The sequence below is a fragment of the Pseudomonas sp. stari2 genome (assembly GCF_040760005.1).
Taxonomy (GTDB): Bacteria; Pseudomonadota; Gammaproteobacteria; order Pseudomonadales; family Pseudomonadaceae; genus Aquipseudomonas.
On the sequence record NZ_CP099760.1, the window covers coordinates 5,249,853 to 5,263,206 of the forward strand.

The 13,354-nt window shown below is 61.3% G+C and carries 9 protein-coding genes; 7 read left to right on the forward strand and 2 right to left on the reverse strand.

Going from position 1 to position 13,354, the window contains the following annotated elements; translation table 11 throughout:
- Positions 1–134: 134 nt before the first annotated feature.
- Genes NH234_RS24050 through NH234_RS24070 form a run of 5 tightly spaced genes read left to right on the forward strand, consistent with a single transcriptional unit; the run spans position 135 to position 8,458 of the window.
- Complete coding sequence (locus tag NH234_RS24050) at positions 135–2,408, forward strand: EAL domain-containing protein (protein ID WP_367254478.1); 2,274 nt, start codon at positions 135–137, stop codon at positions 2,406–2,408.
- On the forward strand, positions 2,405–4,279 hold the full coding sequence (locus tag NH234_RS24055) for an EAL domain-containing protein (protein WP_085730146.1): 1,875 nt from the start codon (positions 2,405–2,407) through the stop codon (positions 4,277–4,279). Before NH234_RS24050 ends, NH234_RS24055 begins: the two co-directional genes overlap by 4 nt.
- Positions 4,276–5,244 (forward strand): cytochrome-c peroxidase, encoded by a 969-nt coding sequence (locus NH234_RS24060; protein WP_367254479.1) that lies wholly within the window; start codon positions 4,276–4,278, stop codon positions 5,242–5,244. Before NH234_RS24055 ends, NH234_RS24060 begins: the two co-directional genes overlap by 4 nt.
- A complete protein-coding gene (locus NH234_RS24065) occupies positions 5,244–7,058 on the forward strand; it encodes a DAHL domain-containing protein (protein WP_367257237.1) in 1,815 nt (604 codons plus the stop codon). The genes NH234_RS24060 and NH234_RS24065 overlap by 1 nt, the downstream gene beginning before the upstream one ends.
- A complete protein-coding gene (locus NH234_RS24070) occupies positions 7,055–8,458 on the forward strand; it encodes an ATP-binding protein (protein WP_367254480.1) in 1,404 nt (467 codons plus the stop codon). The genes NH234_RS24065 and NH234_RS24070 overlap by 4 nt, the downstream gene beginning before the upstream one ends.
- A gap of 2 nt (positions 8,459–8,460) precedes the next feature.
- Here the strand turns inward: NH234_RS24070 and NH234_RS24075 are convergent, their stop codons facing one another.
- The gene (locus tag NH234_RS24075) at positions 8,461–9,786 is read right to left on the reverse strand and encodes an APC family permease (RefSeq protein WP_085730143.1); all 1,326 of its coding nucleotides are present in this window, start codon (positions 9,784–9,786) and stop codon (positions 8,461–8,463) included.
- 162 nt (positions 9,787–9,948) lie between these two features.
- Complete coding sequence (locus NH234_RS24080) at positions 9,949–10,770, reverse strand: carbon-nitrogen hydrolase family protein (RefSeq protein ID WP_367254481.1); 822 nt, start codon at positions 10,768–10,770, stop codon at positions 9,949–9,951.
- Between the two features lie 125 nt (positions 10,771–10,895).
- Here NH234_RS24080 and NH234_RS24085 point away from each other — a divergent pair, with 125 nt between their 5' ends.
- Together NH234_RS24085 and NH234_RS24090 are read left to right on the forward strand one after the other, a co-directional pair.
- The gene (locus NH234_RS24085; protein ID WP_367254482.1) at positions 10,896–11,696 is read left to right on the forward strand and encodes a response regulator transcription factor; all 801 of its coding nucleotides are present in this window, start codon (positions 10,896–10,898) and stop codon (positions 11,694–11,696) included.
- Between the two features lie 35 nt (positions 11,697–11,731).
- A complete protein-coding gene (locus NH234_RS24090) occupies positions 11,732–13,351 on the forward strand; it encodes an FMN-binding glutamate synthase family protein (RefSeq protein WP_367254483.1) in 1,620 nt (539 codons plus the stop codon).
- Positions 13,352–13,354: the final 3 nt, after the last annotated feature.

Consider the following 13,354-nt stretch of genomic DNA (forward strand, 5'->3'; position numbering starts at 1 on the left):
ACCGTGACGGGCGAAGTATCGGCGAGAGAACTATGCTCAAGTCACCGGGCACCATCGGCCTGCAAACAGACTTGAAGCGAGGGAAAAAGGATGCTCCCGATGACGAAAGTGCGTGAACCTGCAGGTATGGCGTCATGAGCGCACAGCCCGGCCCGGTCAATCGCCGCGTACTGATCGTCGACGATACAGCGTCGATCCACGGCGATTTCGAGAAAATCCTCAAACCCGCCACGGTGGAAGACCACAGCCTGGACGAAACCGAACACCTGCTGTTCGGCCCCCCCTCCACTGCGTCTGCCACACAGAAAGAACACTTCGAGCTGGATTCGGCCTTTCAGGGGCGCGAAGCCCTGGACAAGGTCGAGGCTGCCCTGGCCGCTGGTCGTCCTTACGCCATGGCCTTCATCGACATGCGCATGCCGCCGGGCTGGGACGGCCTGGAAACCATCGAACGGCTCTGGCAGGTCGATCCCAAGCTACAAGTGGCCCTGTGCACCGCCTACTCCGACTACTCCTGGGAAGACATCGACGAGCGGTTGCCGCTGAACGATCGCCTGCTGATCCTGAAAAAGCCCTTCGATGCGATTGAAATTCGCCAGATGGCCAGCGCCCTGACCGTCAAATGGCAAATGACCGAAGACGCCGCGCTGAAGATGAACCTGCTGGAACAAGCCGTGCAGGACCGTACGCGGGAGCTGTCCGACGCCAACATCATCGTGCAGAACAGCCCGACCATCCTTTACCGGTTGCGCGGCGAGCCATCGTTTCCGCTGATGTACATTTCCCACAACATCACCCGCTACGGGCATGTCGCGGCCGATCTGGTGGGGGCGGCCAACTGGGCGCAGTTGCTGATTCACCCGGACGATCAGGCCAATGTCGACGCCGCCATGGCGCGGGTGCTGGACCGGCATGCCCTGGGCGCCTCGATCGAATTTCGCCTGCGCACCGGCCAGGGCACGTGGCGCTGGGTGGAGAACCGCTACGTCCCGGTGCGCGACCACGACGGCCGACTGCTGGAAGTGGAAGGCATCATCCTCGACATCACCGAACGCCGGATCGCCGAAGAAAAAATGGCCCTGCTGGCCCGCACGGACGGTCTCACCGGGCTGGCCAACCGCGCCACGCTGATCGAACGTCTGCATCAGGCCTTCGCCGCCGCACGTCGGGGGGCGGCGCCATTCGCGGTGTTTTATCTGGATCTGGATCACTTCAAGCGGATCAACGACACCCTCGGTCATCCGGTCGGTGACCTGCTGTTGCAGCAAGTGGCACAACGGATCAAAACCGGGGTTCGGGAAAACGACGTGGTGGCGCGCCTGGGCGGCGATGAGTTCGCGATCCTGCAACTGGACGTCAGCGAACCGACCCGATCCGCCGCCATGGCCACCAAGATCCTTGAGGCTCTGCAGGCGCCCTATCAACTGGCCGGCAATGCCGTGCGCATTTCGGCCAGCATCGGCATCAGCAGCTATAGCCCCGCCAGCCTCGATGCCGACAGCCTGTTGGGACAGGCCGACATGGCGCTGTACCGCGCCAAGGAATCCGGACGCAATCAGTATCACTTCCACTCCGAAGAAATCACCCGGGAGGTGGCCGAGCGCATGGTCCTTGCCGAGGAGTTGACGACGGCCCTCACCCGGGGAGGGCTGAAGCTCGATTACCTGCCGGAAGTGGACCTGCACAGCGGCAGGATTCTCGGCATGGCTGCGCAGGTCAGTTGGCAACATCCCAAGCTTGGCCTGCTACCGGCGTCGGCCTTCGTACCAGCGGCGGAAAAGACCGGCGCAATCATTCCACTCGGACGCTGGATCCTCGATCACGCCTGCTGGCAGATGCGTCAGTGGCAAAACGAGGGAGTGGCGCCACCGGTGATGGCGATCAAGATTTCCCTGGCGCAGCTCAAGTCCGGTCCCGAACTGATCTACGACGTGTTGCGCACCACGGCCCGCTGGGAGCTGGCGCCATGGGATCTGCGTTTCGATGTCACCGAAGCCACACTGGCCCAGACCCAATGGACACACAACGATGCGTTGCCGCGCCTGCGCGAGTTGGGTGTGACCATCGCCATCGATGATTTCGGCACCGAATACTCTTCGTTCGATTACCTGAAAACCTACCGGGTCAATCACCTCAAACTCGCCCAGTCCCTGATCGACAATGCGGCTCAGGATGAAGACGGCGCCAACCGGTTGCGGGCGATCGTCAATTTCGCTCGGGATCTGGCGATCGACATCAGCGCCGAAGGCGTCACGCCAGAGGATCAGGGCAGTGCCCTCGCGCCCTGCGCACCGTTGAAAAACGTGCAGGGCTTCAGCTTGAGCGAAGCGGTCAGCTCTGAACAGGCAGCCCGACTGCTGAAGGGCTGGAGTGCGGCCGCCCCGCTGCCCAGGGAGGATGAAGGATGAAAACGCCTTTTCCCCAGACCAACCGACGCATTCTGATCGTCGACGATACGCCGGCGATCCATGCCGATTTCCGCAAGATCCTTGCACCCGAGAGCGGTGGCGAAGCGGATTTGAGTGGTCTTGAACAAACGCTGTTCGGTACCCGCCAGTCGCCGCATCTGACCTTCCAGCTCGACTCTGCCTACCAAGGTCAGGAAGCTTTGAAACTGGTGCAGCAGGCGCTGGACGAAGGCCGTCCCTATGCCCTCGCCTTCACCGACATGCGGATGCCGCCCGGCTGGGACGGTCTGGAAACCATTGAAAAACTGTGGGAGGTCGATCCCAACCTGCAAATCGCGCTGTGCACCGCCTACTCCGAGTACAGCTGGGAAGCCATGGCCGAACGGCTGGAGTTCGGCGATCAGTTGCTGATCTTGAAAAAACCGTTCGACACCCTGGAAATCCGGCAGATGGCCAATGCCCTGACCTGGAAATGGCAGTTGGCCCAGGACGCGGCGCTGAAGATGCTCAGCCTCGAGCAAACCATCGAGGCGCGCGTGCACGAGTTGCTCAAGGTCTCGCACCTGTTGCAGTACGACAGCCTCACGGGCCTGCCCAACAGCACCTTGCTCGGTGACCGCCTGACTCAGTCACTGGCCGCGTGCCGGCGCCATGACAAACAACTGGTGGTGATGTTTCTCGGCCTGGATCGCTTCAAGCGCATCAACAACGCCCTGGGCCATCCGGCGGGCGACGAGATGCTCAAACGGGTCGGCCAGCAACTGTTGGCTTGTGTACGCGAATCGGACTCGGTCTTTCGCTATGGCTCCGACGAGTTCGTGGTGATGCTCAGCGACATCAACCACCCGCAGCAGACGCGCAGCATCGCTGAAAAACTGCTGGCGGCCATCCGTGAGCCACAGACGATTGTCGGTCACGACGTCAGTGTCACCGCCAGCGTGGGCATCAGTATTTATCCGGGCGACGGACTGGAAGCCATCGACCTGATCAAAAAGGCCGAAACGGCCATGCGCAATGCCAAGGACATCGGTCCGAACGAAATCGGTTTCTTCATCGAGGCCATGAACCAGCGCGCCCGAGAACAGCAAGGCATCGAGTCGGGCATTCGCCAGGCCCTGCAACGGCACGAATTCGTTCTGCATTACCAGCCGAAAATCGATCTGGACAGCGGCCGGGTGGTGGGCGCCGAGGCACTCGTTCGCTGGCAGAAACCGGGGCATGGCTGGGTGTATCCATCGGAGTTCATCCCCGTGGCCGAAGACAGCGGCCTGATCGTGCCTCTGAGCAAATGGGTGCTGGGCGAAGCCTGCCGTCAGACGCGAGACTGGCAAAAAGCCGGGTTGCCGCCGATCCGCATGTCGGTCAACACCTCGGCCATCGACTTTCGTCAGCGCCTGTTTGTCGAGGGCATCGAACAGGTGCTGGAGGAGACCGGGCTGGATCCCGTCCTGCTGGAACTGGAGATCACCGAGGGCGTGCTGATGCAGAACGTCGACGCGACCATGAGCGCGTTGAACCGTCTCAAGGCGCTGGGCGTCAGGCTGGCCATCGATGACTTCGGCACCGGCTATTCCAGCCTGAGTTACCTGCGCCGCTTCCCCATCGATGTGCTGAAAATCGATCAGTCGTTCATTCGCGGCCTGAGCCATGACAGCAGCGACGCCGCCTTGGTCGGCGCGATCATCAGCCTGGGCAAGAGCCTGAACCTGAACGTCATCGCCGAAGGGGTGGAAACCGCGCAACAGTTGGCTTTTCTCAGATCCCACCACTGCGAGGAAGGCCAGGGCTACTACTTCAGCAAGGCCCTGCCGGCGGACGCCTTCGCCCGCCTGTTGGTTGCCGGGTTGCCGGGGCCCTGGAGCGTTCCATGAACACGCCGCCGACGTGTCAGTCCCGCAGCGTTGTGTTCCTGCTGCTTTTCGCTCCCTGCGCCAATACCGTTGCCGCACCGCTGGATGAGCCGCTGAAACCCTTGCCCGAGATTCCGAAACAGGACCCGAAGCGCGTCGAACTCGGTCGCCGGCTTTTCCTCGATCCACGGCTATCGGTCAACAACACCCTGTCCTGCGACAGTTGCCATCAACTGGACAAGAACGGGGCCGACAGTCGGGCCCTGTCCATCGGCTTCGATGGACAACCGGTAGCGGTCAACACGCCGACCGTGCTCAACGCCAGCCTCAATTTCCGCCAGTTCTGGGACGGTCGCGTCGAAACGCTGGAAGAGCAGACCAATGTCGTCATCACCAGCCCCCACGAAATGGGCAGCGACTGGAATACCGTTGTGCAACGGATCGCCGACGACCCCGACTATCGCCGGTCTTTCAGCGCCGCCTACCCGGATGCCGTGACGAAAGCCAATATCCAGAATGCCCTGGCAGCCTACGAACGCACACTCCTGACACCCGGTTCCCGCTTCGATCAGTACCTGCTGGGCAACACGGACATCCTGACTCTGGATGAAAAGTACGGCTATCAGCGCTTCAAGGAGTATGGCTGCATAGCCTGCCATCAGGGGGTGAACATCGGCGGCAACATGTTCCAGAAGTTCGGGGTGTTCGGAGACTACATCGCCGATCGCGGCAATCCGACGCAAGCCGACCAGGGGCGGTTCAACGTTACCGGAGACGAAGACGATCGCGTCGTGTTCAAGGTGCCGAGCCTGCGCAACGTCGCGCTGACCGCGCCGTACTTCCATGACGGCTCGGCGCCCACCCTAGAACGGGCCGTGGACGTGATGTTCCAGTATCAGTTGGGCCGCATGCCGAGCGAGGAAGACAAGGGGCTGATCATCGAGTTTCTCAAGACCCTGACCGGACACCGGGAGGGTCAGCGATGATGACAACCGTCTCGGGGCGGCGCAGCCTGCTGTTGCTCAGCCTCCTGGCCGTATTGCTGGCCTCGGTCCTGGTGTTTCTCTACCTCAAGTCCAGTTCCCAGCAGACCACCACCTACACCGAATCCCGGGACCTGATCCGTCAGATCAAGCAACAGGATTCGCAGTGGGAAAGTGAAGTCCTCAAAGCCCGAGTGGCGATCACCCACAATTACGACCCGCTGGTCTCACCGATGAACGAGATGAATCGTCTGTGGGCACGCTTCGACACCATGGAGTCCGGGCATGGACGCAACGACTCCAGGCAATGGGACCATGCCCACGAACGCTACCTGGAGGCCATGCAGGAAAAAACCCGTCTGGTCGAACAGTTCAAGTCGCACAACGCGTTGTTGCGCAACTCCCTGGCGTTTCTGCCGAGCGCCGAGGATGACATTCAGGCGCAACTGACCAATCTGTCCGACCTCGACAAGATTCAATTGCAGAACATCGTCACCGACACCTATGACCTGCTGCTCAGCGCACTGGAATTCGCCCAGGTCGCCTCCGACGACAAAGCCTCCGACATCGAGGTGGGTCTGAACAAACTGGCGGTGAACGCACAACGTCTGCCGGCGAATTTTCAGACCCCGATCCGGATCCTGAGCAATCACATCGCCCTGATCCTGCGCGAGCAACCGATCGTCAATCACCTGCTCGATCAGATCGAGTCGATCCCCGTGGCCGAGCGCCTGGACACCATCACCAACATGCTCGATCTGGATCAGCAACAGGCCGAACGAACCGACCAGAAATACCATTTCTACCTGCTGCTGTTTTCTGTCCTGCTGATGTTGTCGCTGCTGTGGTTGGCCATCCGCCTGATCCGCAGCTTCGCCGAGATCAACCGGGTCAATGCGGCCCTGCATACGGCCAACGATGTACTCGAGCAGCGGGTCGACGAGCGGACCCGCGAACTGAAGAACGTGCAGAGCGAACTGCTCGACGCCGCGCGGCAGGCCGGCATGGCGGAAATCGCCACCAATGTGTTGCACAACGTTGGCAACGTGCTCAACAGCGTAAACATTTCTTCCGACCTGATCTCGCGAAAACTGCGCAGCAGCAAGGCCTTGGGTTTGGGCAAGGCCATGCAACTGATCAACGAACACCCGGACGACCTCGGGCCTTTCCTGACCGAGGACGCCAAGGGCAAGCTGCTGCCCGGCTACCTCAATCAACTGGTAGGCGCCATCGCCCAGGAACAGCAGGAAATGGCCGACGAACTGGCCCAGATGAACAAGAGCGTCGATCACATCAAGGACATCGTCGCCACCCAGCAATCCTATGCCGGGGCCAACAGCATGACCGAGCCGTTATACATCAACGAACTGCTCGAAGACGCCCTGCGCATGAACGCCGGCGCACTCACCCGGCACCATGTCACGGTGGTCAAGGAATACGGCGACGTGCCTCAGGTGATGGGCGATAAACACCGCTTGCTGCTGATCCTGATCAACCTCATCAGCAACGCCAAGTACGCGATGGCCGACCTCAGCAACCGCCCACGAACCATGACCCTGAGCGTGAAGATCGTCGACGAGAGCTTTCTGGAAATCAGTGTCAGGGACGATGGCGAAGGCATCGCCCCGGAAAACATGACGCGGATCTTTGCCCACGGTTTCACGACCCGCAAGGAGGGCCATGGCTTCGGCCTGCACAGCTGCGCCCTGGCGGCCATCGAGATGCACGGCCATCTCACCGCCCACAGTGACGGGCCGGGACTGGGCGCCATGTTCACCCTGCAGATTCCGCTGATCACCGTAACGGAGAACGTATGAGCGAACTGTCGAACCGCCGCATTCTGCTGATCGACGACATGCCGTCGATCCACGAAGACTTTCGCAAGATCCTTGCTCCGACCCAGGCGCAGTCAGCGGAACTGGACGAGATGGAAGCGGCCCTGTTCGGCGCACCTGCCAAGCCCCGGCGAGCAACGTTCGAACTGGACTCGGCCTATGGCGGTGAAGAAGGTCTGGCCAAGCTCAACCTGGCGTTGCAGGAGCAGTGCCCGTACGCCCTGGCCTTTGTCGATATGCGCATGCCTGACGGTTGGGACGGGGCGAAAACCATCGAGCATCTCTGGCAACAGGATCCGCAATTGCAGGTGGTCGTGTGTACGGCTTATTCCGACTATTCCTGGGACGAACTGCTGGATCGCCTGCACGCCCACGACCGGTTGCTGATCCTGAAAAAACCCTTCGACAACATCGAAGTCCAGCAGATGGCCAACACCCTGCTGACCAAATGGCAGATGACCGAGCGCGCGTCGTTGCAAATGCATCACCTCGAACATTTGGTTGACCAGCGCACCGCCCAGTTCAAGCAGGCCAGCGAAGCCTTGCAGCGAGAGATCGACGAACGCAAGCAACTGGAAGGCCAGTTGGTGCAGTCGGAAAAACTCGCCTCGCTGGGACAACTGGCGGCCGGTGTAGCCCATGAAATCAACAACCCGATCGGGTTCATTTCCTCCAACCTCGGCACCCTCGACGGTTACTTCCAGCAACTGCTGGCCATGCTCGGCGCCTATCACTCAGCCGGGCAGACCCTGGCTGCCGAGCCTGCCGCCCAGTTGCAACAAATGCGCGAGCACCTGGAAGTGGATTTTCTGCTGGAAGACATTCCGGTGCTGATCCGCGAGTCCAAGGAAGGCATCGGGCGGGTCGGGCAGATCGTCAAGGATCTCAAGGATTTCTCCCGAGTCGATACCCAGTTGCAATGGCAGTGGGCGAACCTGCAACAGGGCATCGATTCGACCCTGAACATCGTCGCCAGCGAACTCAAGTACAAGGCCGATGTGATCAAGGAGTATCAAGACCTTCCGGAGATCGAATGCCTGCCCTCGCAGATCAATCAGGTCATCATGAATCTGGTGATCAACGCGGCGCAGGCCATGGGTGCCGAGCGCGGCACCATCACCCTGCGCACTGCGGTGCAGGGGGAGTCGGCGATCATCGAAGTGGCCGACACCGGCTCGGGCATTGCCCCTGACACCCTGCAGAAAATCTTCGATCCGTTTTTCACCACCAAACCCGTGGGCCAGGGGACAGGGCTGGGCCTGTCCCTGTCCTATGGCATCGTGAAGAAACACGGCGGGGACATCTCGGTCCGCAGCACATTGGGCACCGGCACCACGTTTCGCGTGCAATTGCCCTTGCGTCAGACCCGGCCTGCGGCCTGAGTTCAGGTCGCTTCCTGGAAATCCATTTCCGGTGGCTGGCGACGGAAACCGCCGGTCAGCACCGCCAGATACACCACGCCAATCGCCAGCCAGCTGAGGCCCAGATACACCGCCAGGTGATCGAGGCTGACCATCAACCACAAGTCCGCGACCAGGCCGATGAACGGGAACACCAGAAACAGCACCAGCTCGCGCAGGCCTTTCTTCTCGCCACCGATCCAGTAATGGAAGATCACCGACAGGTTGACCAGGCTGAACGCCAGGAACGCGCCGAAGTTGATGAACGAAGTCGAGGTGGTCACGTCGAGCTTCAGCGCCAGCAAGGCCACCACCGCGCAGAGCAGGATGCTGTTGACCGGCGTGCCAAAGCGCTCGTGCAAGGTGCCGAAGAATGACTTGGGCAACACGCCGTCGCGGCCCATCGCAAACAGCAGCCGCGAACCGCTGGCCTGGGCGGACAGACCCGAAGCGAACTGACCGACGATCAGGCCGATCAGGAAGATCGAGACGAACAGGTCACCACCGATGTTGCGTGCAATCTCGTAGGCCGCCGAGTCGACGCTGTCGAACTGGAACGACGGATGAGCGACCTGCACGAAGTACGACACGCCGACAAAAATCAGCCCGCCGATCAGGGTGATCAGCATGATCGCCCGAGGAATGGTGCGACGTGGATCGCGGGTTTCCTCGGTGAGAGTGCTGACCGCGTCGAAGCCGAGGAACGAGTAGCAGGCGATGGCCGCGCCGCTCATGATCAGCGGCATCTGCATGTCGCCGTTGAAGAACGGTTTGATCGACCACAGCGGCGTGCTGGCATCGCCGCCGACGTAATGCACGCACAGGGCGACGAACGCGACCAGCACCAGGAACTGCACCAGCATCAGCAAGGCGTTGATACCGTTGGCCAGTTTCAGGCCGATGATGTTGATCGCGCTGGTGATGCCGATGAACGCCAGCACCCAGATCCACTGCGGAATCGACGGGAAGGCCGAAGCAAGGTACGCAGCGCCGATCAACCAGATCGCCATCGGCAGAAACAGATAATCGAGCAGCACCGCCCAACCGGCGATGAAGCCGAGTTTCGGGCTGATGGCCTTGCGCACATAGCTGTAGGCCGAGCCGGCCACCGGGAACGCAGCAGCCATGCGGCCATAACTCATGGCGGTGAAGAACATCGCCACCAGTGCCGCCAGATACGCGGCGGGCACCATGCCGGCGGTGGACTGGGCGAGAATGCCGAACGTGCCGAGGACAATGATCGGCGTCATGTAGGCGATGCCGAACAGCACCACCGACCCTAGCGAGAGGGTGCGTTGCAAACGAGCCATGGGCGACTTACTCCGGATTTTATTGGATTTATGGCAGAGGCCGAGTTCGGCAAATGTTTCGGGTGTTGCGTTGTTGTTTTGGTCAAACAGGTGTGTTGTCTCTCAGGACGTCATCACGAGCCTGCTCGCGATGACGTCGGCCCGACCGACACAGACGTCGGATCAGCGCGAAGGGATCAGCAGCTCTCGTACTCCCGATGCGTGTTCAACCACCTTCCCCGGCAACCTCAACCGCTGATCATCCAGATACCGGTAATCCTTGCGCGCAAGCTCCAGCTGAGCGAAATCCAGCTCGACACTGAACCGTCCTTCCTCACGCCCGGCCTCGAACAGCACCGTGCCCAGCGGATCCACCAACGCACTGCCTCCGGCAAACATCAACCCGTCATCCCCCGCCTCCACGCGATTGACCATCAACGCAAACGCCTGGTTTTCCTGGGCCCGGGCCATGATCGCGGTGCGGTGGGTGGGCCCGTAAGGGTCCATGTTGCCGTTGGTGACGATCAGCAATTCAGCGCCCAGTTGCGCCAAGGCACGGGCCGACTCCGGGAACTCGATGTCGTAGCAGATCAGCAGGCCGACCCGCACACCGTTCCACAGACACGTGGCATAACGGTCGCCGGCCTCGAACACACCGCGATCCGAGGCCCAGAGGTGGGTCTTGCGGTATTTCAGGGCGATGCCCTCGGGGGTGATCAGCAGCGTGGTGTTGTAGAAGCGGCCGTTGTCGTTTTCGGCCATGCCGATCACCACGGCGACGTTGCGTTCGCGGGCTGCGGCCTGCACCGCGCTGACGGTCGGCCCGTCCAGCGGCTCGGCGATCTGCGCCACGGTGTCGGCGGTCGGGAAGCCCATCAGGTGGGTTTCGGGGAACACGATCAGTTGCGTGTCGGCGGCGCAGGCTGCAATCGCTGCGAGGGCGCGTTCGAGGTTGTACGCCGTGTCTTTGTCACGGCCCGCCAGTTGGGCGAGTTCGACTTTCATGGGGAGTCCTTGTTATGAGCGCCGGGCGCCGAAAGATTGCCCGGCGGCTGTCTGTGGGCCAGTATGCTTGGCATTCGACTGGCCAGGGAATTACGCGGCCGGGGTAACCCGATAGGGGTAGAGGCATGACTCTTTCGTTTGACGACATCACCTGGCACCGCGCCGTCGGGCAGTTGATCGACGCCCTCGACAAGCCGAATTTCTGGGCGCAGCTGGTGCGCCTGCTCGACCAGTACGTGCCGTTCGATAGCTGGGTGGCGCTGCTGTTCAGCGCCGACCGACACCCTCAGGTGTTCGCCGAATGCCCGGGCGAAGACGGCAGCCCCGACCAGTTGTTCCAGGATTACCTGCGCGGGTTGTACCTGCTCGACCCGTTCTACATTGCCTGTCGCGAGCAATCGCGCACCGGGCTGTATCGCCTGTCGGAGGTCGCGCCGGAGCACTTCGAACTGACCGAGTATTACCAGCGATACTTTCGTCTGAATGTGGTGGCTGACGAAATCCAGTTCAATTGCCACCTCGAAGGTGACCGCACCCTGTGCCTGTCACTGGGCAGCAAGCAGCGTTTCAGTGGCGAGCAGATCGCCCTGCTGTCACTGATCCAGCCGTGGGTGCTTGGCCTGCTGCGCCAGCGCCTGCCCTACGAAATCAATGAAATCGTCGCCCTCGCCCCGTCACCGGCGCAACCGGACTGGCGGGTGCAGCTCGAAGCGTCGGTGCAGCAACTCAAGGGCGCGCAACTGACCGCCCGGGAACTGGATGTCGGGCGTTTGATGCTCAGCGGTTGCTCCAGTAAAGAAATCGCCCGTAAGCTGGAAATCTCTGTTGAAACCGTGAAAGTCCATAAGAAACACATGTACAGCAAGCTGGGGATCAAATCCCAGTCGGAGCTGTTTTCGATCTTTCTGCAGGCGCAGAACGCCTGACTGCCGCAAAAAACCGTCCGAACCAAGGAAACCGTATGAGCCTGTCACTCCTGAGCCGCTACGCCTTCTTTGCCGTCTGCGTGATTTTCACCCTCGCCAGCCTGCCCTTTCTCGACCATGACTGGTTGTGGCCGATCACGGCCGTCACCGGGGTGCTGAGCCTGCTCGGTCTGTTTGACCTGATGCAGAGCCCCCACGCGGTGCGCCGCAATTACCCGATCCTCGGCAACATCCGTTATCTGGTCGAGGGTATTCGCCCGGAGATCCGCCAGTACCTGCTGGAATCCGACAGCGACGCCCTGCCCTTCTCCCGCGCACAGCGTTCGCTGGTGTACTCGAGGGCAAAAAATGAAACCGCCGACAAACCCTTCGGCACGCTGATCGATGTGTATCAGTCCGGCTTCGAATTCATCGGCCACTCGATGCGCCCGGCGCCATTGAGCGACCCGAACAGCTTTCGCGTCACCGTTGGCGGCCCGCAATGCACCCAGCCGTATTCGGCGTCGGTGTTCAACATCTCGGCCATGAGTTTTGGCTCCCTCAGCGCCAACGCGATCCGCGCGCTGAACCAGGGTGCGAAACTCGGCAACTTCGCCCACGACACCGGCGAAGGAAGCATCAGCCCTTATCACCGCGAACACGGCGGCGACCTGACCTGGGAACTGGGCAGCGGCTACTTCGGCTGCCGCACCAGCGACGGCCGTTTCGACCCGGAACGCTTCGCCGCCCAGGCGCAAACTCCGCAAGTGCGGATGATCGAAATCAAGATGAGCCAGGGCGCCAAACCCGGCCACGGCGGGATTCTGCCCAAGCACAAGGTCACCCAGGAAATTGCCGACACCCGCGGCATTTCCATGGGCGAAGACTGCATCTCACCGTCCCGCCACAGTGCGTTCTCCACGCCGATCGAGATGATGCATTTCATCCAGCAATTGCGTGAACTGTCCGGCGGCAAACCGGTGGGCTTCAAGTTCTGCCTCGGCCATCCGTGGGAGTTCATGGGCATCGCCAAGGCCATGCTGGAAACCGGCATCCTGCCGGACTTCATCGTGGTCGACGGCAAGGAAGGCGGCACTGGCGCGGCGCCGGTGGAGTTCACCGACCACATCGGCGTGCCGATGCGCGAAGGCCTGCTGTTCGTCCACAACACCCTGGTGGGCCTGAATCTGCGGGACAAGATCAAGCTCGGCGCCAGCGGCAAGATCGTCAGCGCCTTCGACATCGCCAGCGTGCTGGCCATCGGCGCCGACTGGGCCAACTCCGCGCGCGGCTTCATGTTCGCCATCGGCTGCATCCAGTCGCAAAGCTGCCACACCAACAAATGCCCGACCGGCGTCGCCACTCAGGACAATCTTCGCCAACGTGCGCTGGTGGTGCCGGACAAGGCCCAGCGGGTCTACAACTTCCATCGCAATACGTTGAAGGCCCTGGCGGAAATGCTTGCCGCCGCTGGCCTCGAACATCCCTCACAACTGTCGGCCAAACACCTGGTACGGCGCATGTCGGCCACTGAAATCAAACTGTTTTCGCAGTTGCATGTGTTCTTGAAACCGGGGGAATTGCTCACCGGGGAAGTGAACGGCGAGTTCTATTCGCGGATGTGGCAGATGGCTAGGGCGGACAGTTTTGAGCCGCAGGACATCGCGGCTGCCTAGCGG